16 protein-coding genes are annotated in these 21,307 nt (G+C 58.6%); 9 read left to right on the plus strand and 7 right to left on the minus strand.

Features of this window, described 5'->3' with window-relative positions; translation table 11 throughout:
* Positions 1 to 54 precede the first annotated feature (54 nt).
* Both GGD50_RS21770 and GGD50_RS21775 read left to right on the plus strand, forming a co-directional pair.
* Positions 55 to 1,203, plus strand: a complete 1,149-nt coding sequence (locus GGD50_RS21770; RefSeq protein ID WP_183939253.1) for a Gfo/Idh/MocA family protein — start codon at positions 55 to 57, stop codon at positions 1,201 to 1,203.
* 21 nt (positions 1,204 to 1,224) lie between these two features.
* Positions 1,225 to 2,178 (plus strand): alpha/beta hydrolase fold domain-containing protein, encoded by a 954-nt coding sequence (locus tag GGD50_RS21775; protein ID WP_183939255.1) that lies wholly within the window; start codon positions 1,225 to 1,227, stop codon positions 2,176 to 2,178.
* A 19-nt stretch (positions 2,179 to 2,197) separates the two neighbouring features.
* Here the strand turns inward: GGD50_RS21775 and GGD50_RS21780 are convergent, their stop codons facing one another.
* Positions 2,198 to 3,232, minus strand: a complete 1,035-nt coding sequence (locus GGD50_RS21780) for a LacI family DNA-binding transcriptional regulator (protein WP_183939257.1) — start codon at positions 3,230 to 3,232, stop codon at positions 2,198 to 2,200.
* A gap of 242 nt (positions 3,233 to 3,474) precedes the next feature.
* Entirely contained in the window at positions 3,475 to 4,380 is a 906-nt protein-coding gene (locus GGD50_RS21785; RefSeq protein ID WP_183939349.1) for a sugar-binding transcriptional regulator, read from the minus strand.
* A gap of 237 nt (positions 4,381 to 4,617) precedes the next feature.
* Here GGD50_RS21785 and GGD50_RS21790 point away from each other — a divergent pair, with 237 nt between their 5' ends.
* From GGD50_RS21790 to GGD50_RS21810, 5 genes are all read left to right on the plus strand, one after another.
* Positions 4,618 to 5,559 (plus strand): tagatose-bisphosphate aldolase, encoded by a 942-nt coding sequence (locus tag GGD50_RS21790; protein ID WP_183939259.1) that lies wholly within the window; start codon positions 4,618 to 4,620, stop codon positions 5,557 to 5,559.
* Positions 5,552 to 6,964 (plus strand): ROK family protein, encoded by a 1,413-nt coding sequence (locus tag GGD50_RS21795; RefSeq protein WP_183939261.1) that lies wholly within the window; start codon positions 5,552 to 5,554, stop codon positions 6,962 to 6,964. The genes GGD50_RS21790 and GGD50_RS21795 overlap by 8 nt, the downstream gene beginning before the upstream one ends.
* A 230-nt stretch (positions 6,965 to 7,194) precedes the next feature.
* Positions 7,195 to 8,184, plus strand: a complete 990-nt coding sequence (locus GGD50_RS21800; protein ID WP_183939263.1) for a substrate-binding domain-containing protein — start codon at positions 7,195 to 7,197, stop codon at positions 8,182 to 8,184.
* 106 nt (positions 8,185 to 8,290) lie between these two features.
* Positions 8,291 to 9,355, plus strand: a complete 1,065-nt coding sequence (locus GGD50_RS21805; RefSeq protein WP_183939264.1) for an ABC transporter permease subunit — start codon at positions 8,291 to 8,293, stop codon at positions 9,353 to 9,355.
* On the plus strand, positions 9,348 to 10,094 hold the full coding sequence (locus GGD50_RS21810; protein WP_183939266.1) for an ATP-binding cassette domain-containing protein: 747 nt from the start codon (positions 9,348 to 9,350) through the stop codon (positions 10,092 to 10,094). Before GGD50_RS21805 ends, GGD50_RS21810 begins: the two co-directional genes overlap by 8 nt.
* Here the strand turns inward: GGD50_RS21810 and treZ are convergent.
* Positions 10,091 to 11,896, minus strand: a complete 1,806-nt coding sequence (treZ, locus tag GGD50_RS21815) for a malto-oligosyltrehalose trehalohydrolase (protein ID WP_183939268.1) — start codon at positions 11,894 to 11,896, stop codon at positions 10,091 to 10,093. The genes GGD50_RS21810 and treZ overlap by 4 nt on opposite strands.
* Positions 11,897 to 12,024: 128 nt before the next feature.
* Between treZ and treY the strand changes: the two genes are divergently transcribed.
* Both treY and glgX read left to right on the plus strand, forming a co-directional pair.
* On the plus strand, positions 12,025 to 14,511 hold the full coding sequence (gene treY / locus GGD50_RS21820; protein ID WP_183939270.1) for a malto-oligosyltrehalose synthase: 2,487 nt from the start codon (positions 12,025 to 12,027) through the stop codon (positions 14,509 to 14,511).
* A gap of 90 nt (positions 14,512 to 14,601) precedes the next feature.
* Positions 14,602 to 16,677, plus strand: coding sequence for a glycogen debranching protein GlgX (glgX, locus tag GGD50_RS21825; protein WP_183939272.1), 2,076 nt, complete (start codon positions 14,602 to 14,604; stop codon positions 16,675 to 16,677).
* A 48-nt stretch (positions 16,678 to 16,725) separates the two neighbouring features.
* Here glgX and GGD50_RS21830 read toward each other — a convergent pair whose 3' ends face one another.
* From GGD50_RS21830 to GGD50_RS21845, 4 genes are all read right to left on the minus strand, one after another.
* On the minus strand, positions 16,726 to 17,148 hold the full coding sequence (locus tag GGD50_RS21830; RefSeq protein WP_183939274.1) for a PIN domain-containing protein: 423 nt from the start codon (positions 17,146 to 17,148) through the stop codon (positions 16,726 to 16,728).
* Positions 17,145 to 17,411, minus strand: coding sequence for a type II toxin-antitoxin system Phd/YefM family antitoxin (locus GGD50_RS21835; protein WP_183939276.1), 267 nt, complete (start codon positions 17,409 to 17,411; stop codon positions 17,145 to 17,147). Before GGD50_RS21835 ends, GGD50_RS21830 begins: the two co-directional genes overlap by 4 nt.
* 87 nt (positions 17,412 to 17,498) lie before the next feature.
* Positions 17,499 to 18,599: a YihY/virulence factor BrkB family protein gene (locus tag GGD50_RS21840; protein WP_183939278.1), complete on the minus strand. Its 1,101-nt coding sequence runs from the start codon at positions 18,597 to 18,599 to the stop codon at positions 17,499 to 17,501.
* 129 nt (positions 18,600 to 18,728) lie between these two features.
* On the minus strand, positions 18,729 to 21,002 hold the full coding sequence (locus GGD50_RS21845) for a cation:proton antiporter domain-containing protein (RefSeq protein WP_246451397.1): 2,274 nt from the start codon (positions 21,000 to 21,002) through the stop codon (positions 18,729 to 18,731).
* Positions 21,003 to 21,307: the final 305 nt, after the last annotated feature.

The raw sequence follows: 21,307 nt of genomic DNA on the forward strand, positions 1-21,307 counted from the left end.
CCGGTTCGCCCGTTGGTGAGATATCGGCCGTCGGATCTTGGAGGATTTTGAAAAATGATTGAAAAAACAAACGAAAACCTTGGCGTCGGCATCATCGGTTGCGGCAACATATCGATGACCTATCTGCGTAACGCCGCATTATTTAGCGGTATCGAGCTGCGCGCCTGCGCCGATATTTCGGCTGACGCTGCGGCTCTTCGCGCACGGGAATTCGGCATTCGCAGCGTAAGCGTCGATCAGCTACTTGCAGATCCCGAGGTCGATCTCGTTCTCAACCTGACTGTGCCGGCGGTGCATTTCGACGTCACCATGTCGGCCTTGTCCGCCGGCAAGCACGTCTTCACGGAAAAGCCGCTGGCAACATCGGCGGCAGACGGGCGGATTTTGGTAGCTGAGGCGAAAAACCGGGGTTTGCTGCTCGGCTCGGCGCCCGACACCTTCCTTGGCGCGGCGGGCCGGCGGGCGCGTCGTTTGATGGAGCAGGGCGCGATCGGTCGCCCCGTCAGCGGCACTGCCTTCATGATGGGACGCGGCATGGAGCACTGGCATCCCAATCCGCAATTCTACTATCAGCCTGGGGGCGGCCCGGTTTTCGATATGGGCCCTTACTATCTGACCATGATGGTGAATTTGCTCGGTCCCGTGGTGCGCGTCATGGCGATGGCAACGAAAGGCCAGGACGAACGCCTCATCACCGCGGAGGGCCCCTTCAAGAATACGAGGTTCAAGGTCGGGACGCCGACCAACGTTCTGTCGCTGCTCGAATTTCAATCCGGTGCGACCGTCAACTTCGGCGCATCCTGGGATGTCTTCCGCCATTCCAATCACCCAATCGAGCTGCACGGCACCGAAGGTTCGTTGCGCCTGCCGGATCCTGATACTTTCGGTGGAACGGTCTCCCTGTCCGAAAGGGGCGCCGAGTGGCGAAATTTCGAAAGCGATGGTGAGCTTTACGGCGAACGGAACTGGCCGTTTGCCGCGCCGGACAGGGCAAACTATCGTATGCTCGGCGTTGCCGACTTAGCTCGCGCACTTACCGAAAACAGGCCGCCGCGCGCGTCGGGGGAGCTGGCTCTTCATGTCCTCGAAATCATGGAGGCTATTCTTGCTTCCGGCGAGAGCGGGCGGTCAGTCAGCGTCGGCGGTGGCCTGGCGCGGCCGCCGCTTCTTGGCGAGGACGAAGCCCGCAGTTTTTTGGTCTGATCGCTGCATGGGAGACGCAATGTGACGGGATATCTCGATGAAGAAGCGCAATGGATTCTCGATGTCAGTAGAGCGGCGAAGGCTCGGCCACTTGAAAGTGGGAGCCCCCTGGAAGCCCGCATCGCCTACAATGCTGGCAGCCCGGCGCTGCAGGGCGCCCGGGAAGCGGTTGCTTCGGTAGAGGATCGCCAGATCAGCGGCCCCAACGGCCCGATCAGCGTGCGCATCTATCGCGGCATCGGAACGCCTTCCAAGGATGGCCCAGGTCTTCTCTATCTCCACGGCGGCGGCTGGGTGATCGGCAATCTCGACTCTCACGACGAGATTTGCCGATGGTTCGCCAATCTCGCCGAATGCACCGTGGTCTGCCCTGACTATCGCCTGGCACCGGAGCACAAGTTTCCCGCTGGCCTGACGGATTGCGCTGCGACGCTGGCATTCATGGTGCAGTCTGCCACGGAACTCGGCGTCGATCCCAAACGGCTCGCGGTAGCCGGCGACAGCGCCGGCGGCAATCTTGCAGCCGTGCTGGCATTGATGGCGCGGTCGGTCGAGGCTCCGCAAGTTGCTGCGCAACTGCTCTTCTATCCCAACACGGATGCCAGGCAGACGACCGACGGCTATCGCCGCTACGCCGAAGGCTTCGGTTTAACCGCAACGACGATGAAATGGTTTCGCGACCATTATGTCCGCACGCCAGCCGATATCATGGATTGGAAGGTCTCACCCTTGCTGGCCGAAACTGTTGCCGCGGTAGCGCCGGCATTCATTGCCACGGCTGGTCATGACATTCTGGTGGACGAAGGCATGGCCTATGCCACGCGGCTACAACAGGGTGGGGTTCGCGTGGTGGCGCGCCATTGGCCGGGGCAGATTCACGGCTTTGTGTCGATGGGAAGATTCATGCCGGCCGCACGGCAAGCGGTCGAGGACGCAGTCGCGGCGTGGCGGAGCTTTGAAGGGAATCCAGATTGAGCGAGACCTCGCCCTCGCTCTATGCTGATTGCCGCATGACCAGCGTCCCATCCAGCGAGACTTTGCTTGCGATCGTGTGAACCGGTGCGTCCGTGTCTCCGAGGAGCGTCAGCAGAGTATCAACGCTGCTCACGGTCATGGACGCAAAATCCTGCGCCATCGTCGTTAGCGGCGGACAGGTGTAGCGGCTCAGCGGGTGATCGTCATGGGCTGCTATACGCAGGTCGTCGGCCTTCTTGCGCCCGATCTTCAGCCCATGCGCGAAAGCGGCAGCCATGACGCCGAAGGCAAGGCGATCATTGGCGCAGAGGATGGTCTTGAATGACAGCTTCCCGGCTTTGAGCATCCCGTCCATTTGCTCGTAGCCGACGCGCTCGAAATCCCATGTGTAGGGGGCAATGGTCTTGATCACCTTGGGCTCGTGGCCGGACGCCTCCATCGTGGCGATATAGCTCGCCAATCTCTCCGGGGAGTTGTGATTGACGTGAGGAATGTCGAAATAGACTGGCGCCTCTCCGGATCGGCACAGATATTCCACGATTATCGAGACGCTCTGGTGATTATTGTTGCCGATGAATGGCGTGTTGCCCTCGATATAGGTGTCGAAATAGACGAGCGGGACATTCTGCGTGAGTTTTTCAAAGGCGCGCGGATCGGATTTCTGCCCGAGTGGCGCGGCGATCGCACCTGCGACCTTCAATGACAGCATGGTGCTGACGGCCTCGGCCTCCAGCTCGGGCAGGCCGTGCGAGGAAATCACGATCGGCCAATAGCCTTCACCCCGCAGCCGCAGTTCCAGCCGGTTGACCATCTCGGCGTAGAAGGGGTCGGTCAGGGCCGGAACGAGAATGCCGATATTGCGGGTTCTCTTTCGATTGAGGTTTCGAGCGTAAAGATTTGGCTGGTAGTCCGACGCACGAAGGGCCGCCTCGATGAGCGCGCGTGTCGCCGGTTTCACGCTCGTCGGATCATCAAAATATTTGGAAAGGGTTGGGCGAGAGACACCGCAGGACTTCGCAAAGTCCTCCATGGTCTTATGCGTCAGTTTTTCCATCGATCGTCGACCATATTCAAATCACCGTACCCGACAATCATCGTTATGCGTCTGCGTGGAAACAGGCGCAACCCGCAAACGTAAATTCCAGGCAAGTTCTTTCGAGCCTTGTGTCACGCAAAAACATTGCATGCGCAAAATTTATAATTTGACGCGCAAAATACAAGCCATAAGAAAATGGCTTGGTTGGCCTGCCGCATCAACCAGCAAACAGATTTCTCTTCAGAGCGCCGGAGAAGACCTCAGCTTTTGTCGGCGGCGGATAAGCGATCGAGGATGGCATGCGCCGTATTTGCGTCTGTTACTAGAGCATTGATCATGCCCGACCGTGCAGCGCCAATGATGCCGGGCGCCTTGGCGGGTGTTGCCGCAACTGCAATGCACAAGGGAATCCGTTGCAATTGTTGTGGCGACGCAGCGATCATGCGCTCCTCGCCGTCCCAATGAAGGATTTCGCCTGCCTCGGTAACGTAGTGGCGCAGAACATCGCCCGCCGCATGACTGAGGGCTTTTTCTCCCGGGAGGGCGGCCGTGGCTTCGGAGGGGTTTGCAGCGTGCGTCAGGCCGACGCCGACGATCGCAGCATCCAGCTTATTCCACAGGGATGTCACTTGCTGAACCGTGGGGTCTGCGAGGAACGCATCGCGCAGCTCTGAGGACGAAATGTAGGGAGCGTGCAGAAAATGCGGAACTCCGCCCATTTGCTCCGCAGCCTGGCGCACGAACTCATTGATCTGAAAATGCGGAGCTGCCTGCTGCATCCCTCCGTTGAGAGCAATGGTCACGATACCTGGCAACTGCGGCAGGCCCGCAAAGGTAACTTCACGAATAGCTCGTCCCCAGCCGATGCCAAGCGTCGAGCCCGACCGCAGTCCCGCCTGTTGCAGCAACGACCCGACCGGCGGGGCAAGCGCGCCGAGGACGTTCGACGATGGCGTATCGATCACGACAGCATTGCGTAATTTCAGGCCGTCAACCAATGCCGCGCTCAAATCTTCCGACGGGGAAAGGTCGATCACCTCAATCCGAACGATGCCGGCCGAGCGTGCTTTCTGAAGCAGCCGCGAGACCGTAGCCGTTGATAATCCAAGCTTTTTGGCAATATCAACTTGCGACATATCAGATTGGTAATGCAGCTTCGCAACCATATGCAGCAATGCACGGTTCGTTGCAGGCTCCTGCGACTGAGACGAATTCAGATTGAAATTCCTTTCTGCAATGTGTTACATAGTCGGCACGTGAGGTGTTATCGCTCAAAACGGCCGGTTTCGCAATGATTATGCAGGCTCCAGAGCGCTCTCCATGTTTTCGTTGGCCATCCCTTCCAAACCCGGGGTGAGACGCGCTTTCAGCATCCGGTTTGGAACGGGCTAAGGGAGGATCAGATGTCGAGGTTGACGACAGCCGAAATGCGAGGTTACCAACAGATTTGCGGTCATGACGGAGCCATGATGGTGATCGCCTGCGATCAGCGCGGCGGCATGCGCAGCCTGCTTGCGAGCGACCCGCAGGAGCAGGCCGCCATATCCGACAAGACTCTCGGCGACACGAAGGCCGATATCGCCATGTTCCTTGCAAGCAAAGCATCTTGCGTTCTCGTCGATCCGATCTGTGCCGTTCCGGCATTGGTCGACGACCGGATTATCAGGCGCGATACCGCGCTTTTGATTGGCCTGGATGCATCGGGATGGGATACGTCGCCAGAAGGCTATCGCCTTTCCAAACTGGTTGCCGGCATTTCGGCCCGTCGCGTCCGCCAACTCGGCGCCACCGGCGGCAAGATCATGGTCTATCTCCGCGCTGACCGGGAGGAGGCGAACAGCCACAACATCAACATCCTGCGCCAATGCATCGAGGATTTCGCGCGCGAGGACCTGCTGCTGGTCGTCGAATTCCTGACATACAAGTTCGATGACGAAGACGAAGCGGACTACAGGGCAAAGCTGCCCTCGCTCGTCGTCGGCGGCAGCAAGATTTGCCTGGACTGCGGAGCGAAGGTCCTGAAGATCCCCTATCCTGGCACTGCCGAGGCTTGTGCGGAAGTGACGAGGCTTGCAGGGGAGGTGCCCTGGGCAGTGCTGTCGGCTGGTGTTGATCACTCGACGTTCTTGCGACAGGTGGAAGATGCCATGCGCAACGGCGCGTCCGGCGTGATCGCAGGCAGGTCGCTATGGAAAGACTGCATCTCGCTCGACCGCTCCATCACGAGGGACCGATTGGAAACGGTCGCCGTTCCGCGGCTTCGCGAAATTCAAGCTGTCATCGCAGCACATTTCAAAGGCGTTAGGTCTGAAGGTCTCGATCAGGGACAGAAAGCAGATGTCTGAATTAGCCATTGGCGTGGACATTGGCGGCACGAATATCCGTGCGGCCCTCGTCTCCAAGCGAGGCGAAATTCTCAAAAAGCTGTCGGAGCGGACACCGACCGATCCGCGGCAGGTCTTTGAGCGCGTCAAGGCGATGGCGCATCAACTCGATGCGGCCGACGTTGTTGGTCTTGGCGTAGGCATTCCCGGTCGTGTCGACATTGCAAATCGCGCCGTTCTATCCGGCGGCATTTTGAACTTGGCCGGCATGGACCTCGTCGATCATCTGGAGACAAGTCTCGGCAAGAGGGTCGTCATCGAAAATGATTGCAGCATGGCGCTCATAGCCGAAATGAGCATTGGCGCTGCCAGAGGCTTTCAAAGCGTCGCCATGCTGACTATCGGAACGGGGATCGGCGGCGCGGTTGCTCAGGACGGCAGCATCTATCACGGCCATAGGACTGCCGGGCAGTTTGGCCACATCTGCGTTCAACAGGATGGTCCCGAATGTGCATGTGGAAGACGCGGTTGCGTGGAAACCTTCAGCTCGGGAACGGCGCTGCGCCGGCACCTAAATGAAGCGGGACTATCGGCTGCATCCATTGCCGATGTTTTTGAAATGGCGTCAAACGGAGATGTGACGGCCCGGGCAGTGTTACACGCTTGGGCGGCGCCCCTGCGCGTAGCGCTCGACAACATAGCTGCAACGATGGACCCGGAACTCATCATATTGGGAGGGGGCCTCGGCTCCGACGCGGCGCGAGCGCTTGCAGATCTTCCGGCGGTGGCGCCATGGTTTCGCCCGACAATCCTGCCGGCCAAACTTGGGGATGATGCTGGGGTCATCGGCGCCGCCCTATCGACATTCTCAGGCGCCCTCCGCTGTGTTGAAAAGCGTGTCGTGCTGGTCAACGGTGTGCCGGCATCGGGAAAAAGCCGCCTTGCCAAATTGCTCTCGCAACGCACCGGATGGCCGGTCCTTTCCCTCGATGGCATCAAGAATCCCTTCCTGGAGCACATCGGCGGCGTAGACCGGGAGTTCAACCGGACGCTCGGAAAGGCAAGCTATCAGGCCATTTGGTCGGCAATTCGCGAGGCCCCGGCCGGGTCGACGTTCGTCATCGACGCGTGGTTTGGCTTTCAGCCCAAGACCGTGCTCGAAGCCTATATTAAGGATGCCGGCGTCGACCGTGTCGCAGAGCTTTGGTGCAAGGTTCCCGGCGTCGTTGCTGGCGACCGGTATGGCCGTCGCTTGAAAGACAGGCTGCCCGGCCATCCGGGAGCGGAATACATCCCGGAACTGGTGGTGCTCGCCGATCGTGCCGAACCCATGGGATGCGGCCCATTGATGACTGTCGACCAGACAAAGGAACCGGACATGGACGATGTAATGGCCTGGATTTCGAAGGTGTTCGACCAGACATGAAAACGGCCGCCTTCCAGGCGGCCGAAGAAAGCTCAGACCTGACTTCAAAACGCTGTGAGACACTTCGTCGGCGGCAGGGTGCGGCGCGTTGCCGATCGCGGCGATTTATAAGTCTTTTCAAATAGATGTTGGAAATTCGTTGCAGAAAAAAATTACTTGACGGCCCGCTATAAGCCGCTGATTATCCATTCCGCCGGACAGGGGAGGTCTGGTTTCAAGAGGAGGAAATTATGGAGCGCCGTTCATTTCTCAAGGCCACTGCCGTGGCAACGCTTGCCACCGGTGTTTCGGCTGTTGCCGGAGGCGTCAAAGCACAAGACAAGAAGTTTACCATTGCCCTGATTCCGGGTCTCACGACCGATGCCTTCTATATCACCATGCGCAAGGGCGCTGAGGCCGCCGCCAAGGCGGTAGGCGCTGAACTCATGTTCCAGGGCGCATCCGACTTCAACCCTGTCACACAGGTTCCGGTTCTCGATGCTGTCATCGCCAAGAAACCGGATGCGATCCTGATTGCACCGACCGACAAAGATCAATTGGTCCAGCCGCTGAAGAAAGCTGCCGATGCGGGTATCCCCGTTATCACCGTCGATACGTTCATCGGCACCGGTGTCTATCAAACCGGCAGCGGCGACGCCGATTTTCCGCTTTCCTACATCGCCTCGGACAACTTGCTCGGTGGGGCAATTGCGGCGCGCGCGCTTGCCAAGGCCGTCGGCGAAAAAGGCAAGGTCTACGTTTCAAACGTGAAGCCCGGCATCTCGACGACCGACCAGCGCGAGCAGGGTTTCAAGGACGAGATGAAAAAATATCCGAACATCACCGTTCTGGAAACGCAGTATAATGACGACGATGCCAACAAAGCCGCGTCGCAGCTTCAGGCCGTCTACGCCCGCAATTCCGATCTTGACGGCGTTTTCGGTGCCAACCTGTTTTCCGCGCTCGGCGCCGCAAACGGCGTGCAGCAGGCGGGCCAGACGGGCAAGATCCGCGTCGTTGCCTTTGATGCACCGACGACGATCGTCGACAATATCAATTCCGGCCTGGTTGATCTCGCGATTGCCCAGCATCCGGCCGAAATCGGCTATTTCGGTGTGATGGCAGCTTACGCCCATCTGACCGGCAACTCGATCCCGACCTCCATCGGTACCGGTTTCACGGTCATCGACAAATCGAATGTCACCGATAAGAACGTCGCGAAATTCATCTACTCCGATTGATCGGATGAAGTCTGCGCCTCGCTCAAGGGCGAGGCGCATCCTTGACCATAGTAGAGGGACTGGCGTGGCGACTTTTGTTCGTCCTCGCTCGAGTTCGGGTTGATTTATGAGCATCGACAATATCGAGACCCGCCAGGCGGATCAGCATGTGGCGCCAGAGGCGGACCACGGCGATCAGGCAAAAACCATCGTCAACCGCATCGCACAGTTGCGCGCATGGCTCTTCCTTGCCGCGCTGATCGTGATTTTCGAGATCTGGGCGCGTATCGATTTCGGCGGCACCTTTGTCGGCTCGGCCTTCAACTGGCAGTCGGTCGCCGTTTTTGCCGTGGCACCGCTCCTGCTTGCCATCGGCCAGACCTTCGTCATCATATCCGGCGGTATCGACCTTTCGACCGGCTTCATCATGGGTCTTGCCGCGGTCGTTGCCGCGCATGTCACCAATATGGTTGGCCTTTATATGCCGCTGCCAATAGCCATGCTTTTCGGCATACTCGTCGCCATGCTCGCCGCCACGGTGCCCGGCTGCATCAACGGCCTTTTGATCTCCCGTCTTAAGGTTCCGCCCTTCATCGGCACGCTTGGTATGTTCGGTGTTGCGCGCGGTACCGCGTTTCTTCTCGCCGGCGGCACGACCGTGCCCATCAAGAATTCCTATTTCGCCGAGCTCGGCAACGGCCGTTTCTATGGTGTGCCCTATCTCGTCATCGTCACGCTGATCTTCGTGGTGATCATGCATTACCTGCTGAGCCAGACACGCTTTGGCCAGCACAATTATGCGATCGGCGCCAATGCGCAGGCGGCACGACGGGCCGGCATCGATATAAAATCCCATCTGCTGCGGCTCTACATGCTTTCGGCGATCTGCGCCGGTCTCGGTGGCGCGCTCTATGCTGCCCGCTTCACCGCCGGTGCTGCCCAGGCGGGTGAACCGCTGCTGCTCGACAGCGTGGCCGCGGTCGTCATCGGCGGCGCCAGCCTGTTTGGTGGTTCGGGCACGATCATCGGCACCATTGCAGGCGCCCTGGTCATCGCCGTCATTCAGTACGGTTTGGTTTTCATGAATGTGGAGCCGTTCTGGCAGTTCATCGCCGTCGGTATCGTCATCATCATTTCGGTGCTCATCGACCAGGCGCAGCGCCGGTTCAGCGGAGCAAAACAGGATGAATAGCGCAGCGCCTCTTCTCGAAGTCCGGAATCTGTCGCGCTATTTCGGCGCCGTTCAAGCCTTGGACAATTGCTCCATGGTGGTTCACCCCGGCGAGGTCGTAGCGCTGGCAGGAGACAATGGCGCCGGCAAAACGACGATGATCAAGACGATCTCGGGCGTCTATCCGCCGACGGCCGGTGAAATCCTGATTGAGGGACAACCGGTCACCTTTTCCTCCCCACAGGATGCGCGGGAAAAGGGAATAGAGACGATCTATCAGGATTTGGCGCTTGCCGACAATCTGACGATCGGCTCCAACATCTTCCTTGGGCGCGAACCGATGAAGAAGCTCTTCGGTTTCCTGCCCGTCATCGACCGGAAGGCCATGGCGGAAGCTGCGCGCGCCACGATGGCGAAGCTCGACTTCCATGTGAAACGGCTTGATGCACCGGTCAGCAACTTCTCCGGCGGCCAGCGTCAGGCGGTCGCGATCGGGCGGGCGGTCTATTGGAATGCCCGCATCCTGATCATGGACGAACCGACCGCAGCACTCGGCGTGCCGGAGCAGCGCAAGGTCGTGGCATTGATCAAATCGCTGAAAGCCCAAGGCCGCGGCGTGATCTTCATCTCGCACAATCTGCAGGATATTTTTGCCGTGTCCGACCGCATTGTCGTCCTTCGCCGCGGTATCGTTGCCGGGGAGCGCAAGATCAGCGAGACGACCCATGAGGAAGTCGTCAAGCTGATGATTGGCGGCTAACCGATCGGGTGTGCGCCGCCCCGGTCTTTGTCGGGGGTGCCTGACGACAGGCCCCAAGCGACCGTCCAAGGGCCGATTTGACCGCTTGAAATGCTACCTGATACCAAGAGTGTCTGCGCCTCCGGAGGAATTGCTGCGGCAATGGCCTCGTCCGACAAATTGGCAACAAGACTGAGGGTTGCCCGGCCCAACCGCCATGTAACTCGCACCAGCGGCCCACCTTTGTCGTAGACGGTCGAGTGGCCCTTGGCGTGCTTGAGAAGCGGCACAATCTTTTCGCGCCGGAGCGTTATCAACCGCTCGTAATATGCATTGAGGGCTTTACCCTGCTCTGCCTCGTCCCAACGCAACTTGGCACTGCGAAAAGTAGCCTCGCAAGTCGGGTCGGGCGCGTCTTCCGCATCGAAGCCCGGCAGGCGCGACAGCTCCTCCTTGCGGCCAAGCCTCACCTTGCTGTTCAGATCCTCGTCGAAATCGCAGAAGAAGGGAAAGGGCGTGGCGGCACCCCATTCCTCGCCCATGAACAGCATCGGGATTTGCGGCGAAAGCAGATAAATGGCGGCAATGGCCGTCATGGCTTCGATCGAATGGGAAGCAACCATCCGGTCGCCCATAGCCCTGTTGCCCACCTGATCGTGGTTCTGGATGAATGAGATGAAGGCCGTTGGCGGCAGGTCGGCACTCGGTGATCCCCGAGTGTGTCCTCGATATCCCATAAGTTCGCCTTGAAACACGAAGCCCTCGGCAAGTGCCCGGCCCATATGCGATCTATGATCGACGTAGTCCTGGTAGTAGCCGAAGGTCTCGCCGGTGGCAGCGACGTGAAAAGCGTGGTGGATGTCGTCGTTCCATTGCGCCGTGAAGTGATATGGCTTGCCATGGGGATCGCGGGCCAAAAGAGCTGAATTATTGTCCTCGTTCTCGACGATGAGATGGATGTGGCGCTCAGGAAACGTCCGTCTGACGCTGTCGGCGAGCTCGTTGAGGATATGCTGATCGCTGTCGTCTTTGATGGCGTGAACGGCATCGAGCCGCAGACCATCCATGCCAAACACGTCTAACCAGTAGATTGCGTTTTCAATGACGAAGTCGCGAACGAAGCGGCTGCCTTCGCCATCATAGTTGAGACCTTTGCCCCAGGGGCTCTTGTGCCGGTCGTTGAAGATCGGCGCGTAGACCGGCAGATAGTTTCCGTCCGGTCCGAAGTGGTTGTAGACGACGTCGAGGAAGACGCAGATGCCGCGCTCATGCGCGGCATCGACGAGCATTTTCAGATCTTCGGGACGACCATAGCTGCTGTCCGGCGCATAAGGCAAAACACCGTCATAGCCCCAGCCGTGCCGCCCCGGGAAGTCGCTAAGCGGCATGAGCTGGATCGCCGTGATGCCAAGCCGCTGCAGGTGATCGAGCTTTTCGATGACTGACAGAAATGTGCCAGCTTGGGTAAAGGCCCCGACATGCAGTTCGTAAATAACGATTTCCTCCCAGGGCCGGCCTTTCCAATGGTCCGCACGCCACTCGAAGGCCGGATCGATCAGCTCGCTCGGGCCATGAACATCCTTCGGCTGGAAGCGGGACGCTGGATCCGGCACTTCCAAACCATGAGCGAGAATGAATTTGTACAGGTCGCCCGGGCGTGCCTCGGGTATTTCGGCGACATGCCAGCCGTCTTGCTCCCGTCGCATCTCCCATTCCCCGCGCCGCTCGATCCTGACCTTCAGGCGGTCCTGCAACGGTGCCCAGATGCGAAATGTGACGGCATGCGCTTGGATATCGGGCCCGAACGTGAAGCTGTCTCGCATGTCGCCTCCGTGTCACCGGCTTCAAACTCAGCGCAATCTTCAACGCATCTTGTCGGCGAGTGTTCCGGAGCCGGAACCGATCTTGTTTGGCCCCGTTGATAAAAGCCATTCTCATGCGAGGGGAAGCCATGAACGTTCCGACCTCCACCTATCGCCTGCAATTGCGCGGCGGCGTCACATTCGATCGGGCGAGTGAGCTGGTTCCCTATCTGAAAGATCTTGGCATCAGCCACCTCTACCTCTCGCCGATCTTCACCGCCACCGGGGGGTCGACGCACGGTTACGACATCACCGATCCAAACGAGATCGATCCGGCGATTGGCGGCCGAAAGGGTTTCGACATCCTGACGGCAAGTTTGCAGAAAGCCGGGCTCGGCCTCATCGTCGATATCGTTCCGAACCATATGGCTGCCTCGCTGGAAAACCCCTGGTGGAGGGACGTCCTGCGATACGGGCCGAAGAGCGCTTACGCACGCCATTTTGATATCGACTGGAGCGAGAAGCTGACATTGCCGCGGCTTGGAAAGCGCTTCGAAGAAGCCCTTGCGGCGGGTGAGCTTCAACTGCGCTCCGATGCCACCGACGATCTTTTGCAATTGGCTTATTTCGACAATTGCTTCCCGCTTTCCGAAGACAGCGCCCAATTCGTGATGGCGCAGACAGGAACAGATACAGAGCGATTGCTGGCTTTCTCAAGCGACGCTGCCAAAATGAAGGAGCTGATCGACAAGCAGCACTGGCAATTGCTCTGTTGGAGGGATGCGGCTCGGCATCTCAACTATCGCCGCTTCTTCGAGGTCGCAGGGCTGGTCGGGATAAGAGTGGAAGACGAGCAGGTTTTTCAAGACACGCATCGGATGACGATAGACCTGGTTCGTTCCGGTCAGGTGCAGGGCTTGCGCATCGACCATATCGACGGGCTAGCGGATCCGAAAACCTATCTCGAACGGCTGCGGCGGTCGGTCGGCGCCGATACGTTCATCGTGGTCGAGAAGATCCTTGGCCGCGGAGACACCTTGCCGGCAGACTGGCCCGTATCGGGGACCACGGGATACGAATTCATCTCCGCCATGACAGACCTTTTCATTGCTGGAGATGGACTAGAAAAAATCGAGGCGGCATACGAGATCGTCGACAAAGAGCATGGCGACTTTGCCGGCGGTTTGCGCAACGCGAAGCTCTTGATGATCGAGCGCAATTTTGCCGGCGAGACGGCACGGCTAACCAAGCTGGCCTGCTTGATTTTCCCCGGTTGCGACGAAGTGGAAATGTCGTCGGCGCTTCGGGAACTGTTGGTCGCGTTTCCGGTCTATCGCACCTACTGTTACCGAGGAGCGCTGTCTGCTGAGGATGAAGCGGTCATCCGTGGCGCGGTCGATAAGGCCCAAGCCAGATTGCTGGCGGCCGGCGCGCTGAACGCGGTAAAAAGCCTGCTGTGTGGAGAAATCGCCGGTGACCGGGCCGTGGAATTCCGAGCGAGATTTCAGCAGCTCAGCGGCCCCGTCATGGCAAAGGCCGTCGAGGATACGCTTTTTTATCGCTACAACCGGTTGATCGCGATGAATGAAGTTGGCGGCGAACCCGCAATGCCACCGCGCGGCATCGCCGCCTTTCACCAGATGATGGCGGACCGGCTTCAGCGCCAACCGTATGGGCTTTCCACCACATCGACGCATGATACGAAACGCGGAGAAGATGCGCGCGCCCGTCTCTACGGTCTCTCACAGTATCCCAATGCCTGGATCGACGGTGTCGCGCGGTGGCGTGCCTTGAACGCGGCTTTTCGCACCGATCTTGCAGATGGACCAGCGCCGGAGCCCAATATCGAATGGATGTTGTATCAGGCGCTGGCCGGTATCTGGCCGGCCGATCTCGAGCAAAACAGCATGGATGAGCTGAAAGGTCGGTTCGCAGCCTATGCGCTAAAGGCGATACGCGAGGCAAAGTTGCGAACGGATTGGATGGATGAAAAGCCCGCATATGAGAAGGCGGTTCTGGACTATGCCAGCGCTTTGCTTTCGCCTCAGAACCAGGCCTTCCTGAACGATTTTGGGAGGACACTGCAGCCATTTATCAAGCTTGGCTATTTGAACAGCCTGTCTCAGGTGCTGATCAAGCTCACCGCCCCCGGCATTCCCGATATCTACCAGGGCGCCGAGGGTCTCGATTTCAGTATGGTCGATCCCGATAACCGAAGGCCGGTCGATCGCCGGCCAGCCGACGCTTCGCGGAGCCAATCGCCCTTCGAAGAGCCGTGGGCCAGATCCCTGAAACGGCAGATCATCCGTAGCGTCCTGCGCCACCGCAAGGACCATCCCGAACTCTTTCTCGAGGGCAGCTATCTACCGCTAGGTGTCAGAGGACAGTGGGCGGACAAGCTTGTCGCCTTCGCACGAGTTCATCGGAAGGAGGCGGCAATCACCATCGTTCAGCGGTCGGTGGATGCCGGCAGCACCGGATCTGATTTCTGGGGGGAAACGATCGTGTCGATGCCGCCTCCGCTTAGCGAGCAAATGCGTGACCTGCTGACGGGTAAGCCGCTGGCCGCGGGCGATATTTCGGCGGCGCAATTGTTCAGGGATTATCCAGTCTCCTTCCTCGTTACTCCAGATTAGCCTTGTCGCCGGCCCATCCACAGCATCCCGCCCGCCGGAACAAAGCGTCTCGTTGGGGTGTTTTGGAATGCACCCAATGAAGAGGCCTGCATGACACAAGACGGAAAGCGATATGCAATTGAACAGGGTGATTTTACGCAACTAGGAGCCAATTATGATGGGCAGGGCGTCAACTTCGGGCTCTTCAGCGCCTATGCGGAAAAGGTCGAACTCTGTCTTTTCGACGAAACCGGAACGCAGGAGATCGAGCGGATTGTCCTGCCGGAATTCACCAACGAGATCTGGCATGGCTATGTTCCAGGCCTGAAGCCAGGCGCTCTCTACGGTTACCGTGTTCACGGGCCGTTTGATCCGGAGAACGGTCATCGCTTCAATCCGAACAAGCTGCTCGTCGACCCTTACGCCCGTGAGCTCGTGGGCGATGTGGGATGGTCGCAAGCGCATTTTGCCTACACCCTGGATGACGAGCTGAAAGATCTATCCTTCGACGAGACCGACAGCGCACCTCTGATGCCGAAGTGCCGCGTCATCGATCTCAATCATAAGGACGAAATCTTCTGCCCAAAACCATCCGTTCCCTGGTCCCGGACGATTTTCTACGAATCTCACGTCAAGGGACTGACGATGCTTCATCCAGATATTCCGGAGGAGCTGCGCGGCACGTTCGACGGGTTCGGCCAAAAAGCGATCGCCGATTACATCAAGAGCCTAGGCGTTACCTCGATCGAGCTGCTGCCGATCCACTTTTTCCCGGATGACAGGCATCTGCTCGACAAGGGCCTCAGCAACTATTGGGGCTACAATACGCTCGCCTTTTTTGCCCCGGCTTCCCGCTATTACGGCCCGAAAGGCTTCGCGGGTTTCCGCGAAATGGTGCGCACCTTTCACGATGCCGGGATCGAAGTGATCCTCGACGTCGTCTACAACCATACCGCCGAAGGCAACGAGCTTGGCCCGACCCTTTCGTTCAAAGGCATCGACAATTTTTCATATTATCGCACGCTGCCGGACATGCCCCGCTATTACATCAACGACACGGGTACCGGTAACACCATCAATACCTCGCACCCGCGCGTGCTGCAGATGGTGACGGACTCGCTTCGCTATTGGGCCGAAGAGATGGAAGTGGACGGCTTCCGCTTCGATCTCGGCACGATTCTTGGCCGAGAACCGCAGGGCTTCGACCAGCGCAGCGGCTTTTTCGATGCGGTTGGCCAAGATCCAGTCCTCTCCAAAGTCAAGCTCGTTGGCGAGCCATGGGACATCGGTCCAGGCGGATATCAGGTCGGCGGCTTTCCGCCGGGCTGGGCAGAGTGGAACGACAAATATCGCGATACGATCCGTGACTATTGGAACGGTACCCCGGGCACGACAAGAGAGTTTGCTGCGCGTATCCTCGGCTCGGGCGATGTCTATGACCTGCGTGGGCGCCGGCCATGGGCGAGCGTCAACTTCGTCGCGGCCCATGACGGCTTTACCCTCAACGACCTCGTCTCCTACAACGACAAGCATAATGAGGCGAATGGCGAGGGCAACGAAGACGGCCACAATGACAATCGCAGTTTCAATTATGGTGCCGAAGGACCAACGGACGACGAGGGCATCAACGCGACGCGAGATCGCCAGAAGCGGAATTTCCTGGCGACCCTGTTCCTCTCGCATGGGACGCCGATGTTGCTTGCCGGCGACGAATTCAGCCGCAGCCAAATGGGCAACAACAACGGCTATTGTCAGGACAACGAGCTTAGCTGGCTGCATTGGCAGGATCGTTATGAAAGCGCCGAAGTCCTACGAGCCTTCACCAAACGCCTGGTTGCTCTGCGACAGGATCATTCGATCTTCAGACGGGAGAATTGGCGCGATGGCTTGATTGTCAGGTGGCTCAATCCCGACGGTGGCGAGTTTGCCGAAGAGCATTGGGATGACGAGGCAAGCACGACCATTGGACTGCGTCTGTGGCGCGACCACCCCATCGAGGAAGGCTGGGACGACGTGCTCCTCCTCTTCAATCCTCAGGACGAAGATGTCCGTTTCAGCCTGCCGGATGACAGACGCTGGGTTCTGGAACTCAGCACATCCGATCCGATGGCGAAGGGGGCGGACGCAATCGCCGACCAGAGTTTGCAGCTCGAAGCCCGAAGCTTGGCGGTTTTGCGGCCGATCTGAATAGGTTCGTCCAACATACCCTGACCAAACCCGCCGACCTATGTGATGTCACCCGATCCAGGGATCCGCCAACTCAATCCCGAAGCCTTCGAAATCTCTTATGTTGCGCGTTGCAAGGGTGAGATCGTGAGTAATCGCCGTGGCTGCGATCAGACCGTCCATTGATGACAGGCCGCGGCCGTTCCGCTTTGCAAGGCCCATCAGGTCGCCCCAGGCCATGGCAATCGGTTCGTTCACAGGGAGGACGCGATGCTCGAAGCGTTGCGGCAGGTCCTGGGCAAGCCATTCGGTCAGCGCGTCGCGCTTCCGCCCGCTATCCATCAATGCAACCCCACGTCTGATCTCGGCAATCGACACGACGCTGATGAATGAGCGATCTTCGTCGAGGCTATCCAGCCATTGCAGGACCTGCGCATCAGGACGCGGCCTTGTCACCTCAGACAAGACATTGGTGTCCAGCAGAAGTCTCACAGCGAAAGATCACGTGGGTCGTCGCGCTGACGTTCGAGATCCAGATCGGCGCCACGTAGGGGCGACTCCATCAGAAACTCCGCAAGCGTGCCCTTGCGCGCAGTTTTCCGGTGCCATTCTTCGGCAGAGACGACAACGACACTTGGCTTGCCGTTTCGCGTAATAGTCTGCGGCGCGGATTGCGCGCGTTCGATGAGCTCAGACAGCTTCGCCTTTGCGCTGGCGACGGTCCAGCTTTCCTCGCCTTGTGACAATGGCCGCATTGCTCATTTCCTGACCATGATGACTATAAGGACTATATAAGGCCAGACTTGGTAAGTGGCAAGATTGGCCGGACGTTTCGCTGCCGCTCAAACCGAAGATTTCCCAATCGTATCGGCGACCTGGGCACCGCGACTTCCCATGGGAAGTGCAGGGCCGATCGTCGTGTCGACTGCCGTCTGGTGCTCCAGTTCCGCGTTGACTTCCGCCCCGACCAAAAGGATCACCACGGACAGCCAGATCCAGATCAGAAAACCGATCAGAGCGCCAAGTGTGCCATAGGTGGCATCGTAGTTGGCGAAGTTCTTGAGATAGACAGAGAAGAGGAGCGACATGGCGATCCAGCCTGCGGTTGCCAGGGCGGCTCCCCAGGTGAGCCATCTCACCTTCGCTGGTTCGCGGCTTGGGCCAAACCGGTAGATTGCCGTCACCGCAACGATCATGAGAACCAGCAGAATTGGCCAACGCACGATCAGCGCGAGGTTCTCCTTCCATTGATCGAGCCAAAGGAAAGACAGGACCAGCGGCAAGATCGCGACCGCACCAATGACCAACATGGCCGCCAATATTGCAGACAGCGTAAAACAGAGTGCGACGAGATTGAGGCGGACCAACCCACGTTTTTCTGCTTCTTCGTAAGCAACGTTCATCGCGTCGAAGAGCGCCAATGTGCCGCTGTGGGTACTCCACAAGGCTACCCCTAGTCCAAGAAACAAAGCCACGCTCAGCGCTCCGTTTCGCCGCTCGACGAGATCGTTCAGTCGATCGGCAATCATCTCAAAGGCGCCGGGTGGCAGGAGTGGGGACAGGGAACGAAGATGCTCGCTGATGCTCGCAGGATCGGCAATGAAGCCATAGAGCGAGACGAGTGCCGCAAGTGCGGGAAAGAGCGCAAGAAGGAGATAAAAGGTCACCCCCGCGGCAATGAGCGAAATGCGATCGTCGCTAACCTCATGGACGACGCGCCAGAGCACATCGCGCAAGCCGCGGACCGGTATTTGCTCCGGAACGGCTGCAAATCGCCCGAGTTCCCGGTCGAGCGTGTCATCTCGAGCAACAGAAGGCTCGGCCCGGACATGTGCGTGTTTCACGAAGGCGCGAGCTAAAAGCAAGGCGGCAATCGCAATGGCACTCATTCGGAATAGGGAATGCGTGTGTTTAGGCCGGCCACCGTGGAGACGTTTTCTCATCGGGCTACTCTTCATCAGGCTGCCCATCGCTTTGCGGTAACGCTTGACCTGACGAAAAGATGCGTCGGGCGTCGCAATGCACGATCGGAGAATCATCAGCGGGCGGAGGAGGAGATTGCCATCCCGATGCTATTTTTCAGCTTCAATGACGACGATCGATCTATCCGCGGCATCGATCAATGAGTTGGCAATCCCGCCATAGGAAAGCCTTGTGCCCGCTTGCCTGCTGACGCCCAGTACGATCAGATTGGCTCGACGTTGCCGCGCGTTCCGCAATATGGCCAGCTCCGGCGATGCTCCTCGTTGAACCGTCTTGCGAATGTCGAGATCATAATATGCGGCAATTTCGTCGACCCGCTTGAAGGCTTCTCGGTGAAGATCGCTCATATCGCTGAGGCGCGGCATCCGGACAAGCTGCTGTGGATCGGTCACGTACACGACGGCGATCTCACACCCAGCAGCTTTTGCGATTGCCGAAGCGAACTCGACGGCGCGGGTCGAGCGCTCCGTCCCTGACACTGGAATGAGGATGCGAAGTTCATTGTCATTCTCGGGTAGCCGCCCTCTGCTGAAGGTGATTGCTACGGTTCCCTGAAATGAAGACGTCATCTTTGTAAAACGTTCGGCCAGCCCCCCAGCATCCGCGACAGCAGGTTCGGCCCCGATGATCATCAGGTCGTGTCCTTTCTCGGCGCTTTCGGAAAGTGCTCGCTCCAAATCGCCGCTTTTCTTTCTTGCGGTGACGTGGACGTCCGTGGATGTGGCAGAGTCGGCGTCGGATTGCGCCACCGCCTTCGTTGCGGTTGCCTTGACCTGATCTACAAACGTCGCGAGGCCGTCTGCATCCGACCGCTCGTCGCTCGGCTGCCCTTCGGTTTCGTCGTCAACGCGCAGCACCGTCACAGGCATCTGCCTGACTGCGGCTAGGAACCCCGATATTCTGGAGGCCAAGTTGGCATTTTTAGACCGGTCGACCGCCAGCAATATGCGTTCGAATTTGGCGAGGTAGCTCGCTTTTTCAAACTCCTCGCTCTCCAGCCGGTTCTGTTCCTCCGGTCGAACGGGCAATCGCGCAAGCGCCCATCTCAAGGTCGGCGGCATGAGCATTGTCGTGACCACGGCCATTGCGACAATGATAGAAAACAGCCGTTGATCAAGGACGCCGACGGAAAGTCCGATGGAAGCAACGATCACCTCGGTAGAACCCCTCGCGTTCATACCGCAGCCAAGCGCGATGGCTTCCGAAGTCGAGAAGCCCCCGAAACGGCCGCCGAGAAACGCGCCGCCGAACTTTCCGATGCTGGCGATGACAATCAAGCCACTTGCCAGCAATAGGATGGCGGGATCTCTGAGGACGGTGAGATCCGTTTGAAGCCCGGTGAGACCAAAGAACACCGGCATGAATAAAGCCGTCGTCAGCGCGCGAAGCTGCGTGTCTATTTGACGTGTCAGTATGGGCGATTGTCCGACGAGGATTCCGGCGACGAATGCACCCAGCACCGTATGAACGCCGATTAAATTGGTGATGATGGCCATGATGCCCATGACCGCGACAATGGCGCTCAAGACGGGCAGATCGCTTTTGAATCGGTCGTTCGTCCAGCGGATGATCTCGAAGACGACACGTCGTCCGATCGTGAAACTCACGCCCATGAACACAAGCGTGCCGATTACGCTCTTTGCAAGCGTCGGCAGCTCAACGGCGCCTTTTTCGGCAAGGGAGAAGGTGACCGAGATGATAACCCAGCCCACCGTGTCGTCGATGATGGCGGACGCGACGATCAGTTGACCGATGTTTCTCCTCATGAAGTCCATTTCGCGAACGACGGATGCAACGATTTTCACCGACGAAATGGAAAGCGCCGTTCCGAGGAACAGCGAGGCCACAAGTCTTTTCTCGGGATCGGGAAGCAAGCTGTCCGGAAGGAGTTCGCCAAGCGCAAAACCGGCTGCGAAGGGGACGACGATGCCCGTGAATGAGATGCCGAATGCAGCGCGCCGCATCCGTCGCGCCAGCCCCAGATCCGTTTCCATGCCGGCCAGCAGAAGCAGAAAAAGGATGCCGAGCTGCGCCACCGCATTGATCATACCCTTTTGCGCATCGCCGGCCGGAAAAAGCACGGCCTGAAAGTCCGGCCAAATCTCACCGAGAACGGACGGACCAAGCAATACGCCGCCGATGATTTGGCCCATGATCGACGGTTGCCCGATGCGCACCATAAGTTCGCCGAGCAAACGCCCAACGACGACGAGGACGATAATTTGAGTGAGGAAAAGACCTTCGGAGGGCGTAGCGGCGCTCTCTCCATTCGCGGCGAACGCCGACGTCGCAACGGCTGCACACAGTAGCAAGCCGATCAAAATGGAACCTGGGTAGCGTTTTCCGAAATTCATGGATCTCATGAGGGCCTTGCTCACCGCGGAAAAGCGTCTCGATGCATTCAGCTCTTTACGCCAATGACTTGCGCATTTTGGGCTTGCTGGATCTGGTCGCCATGGCGCTCTTTCTTGTGAAGGGACATGGCGAGTTAACGCGGCCCTTGAGGGGGAGTTCCTTTCGATGATCCCGCTCCAGACCTGACGTCGATCAACCGGTCCTAAACGTCAGGAGAGGCAAGTCTCGGATTTTGCTTGCTGGAACGACCGCCATGCTGGGCGGCCGGGCGATCACGACCTCAATTTGCTGGGCACCCAGTCGGAAACGATCC

Origin of the sequence: Martinezella paranaensis, assembly GCF_014200235.1 — a bacterium.
Classification (GTDB): domain Bacteria; phylum Pseudomonadota; class Alphaproteobacteria; order Rhizobiales; family Rhizobiaceae; genus Rhizobium; species Rhizobium paranaense.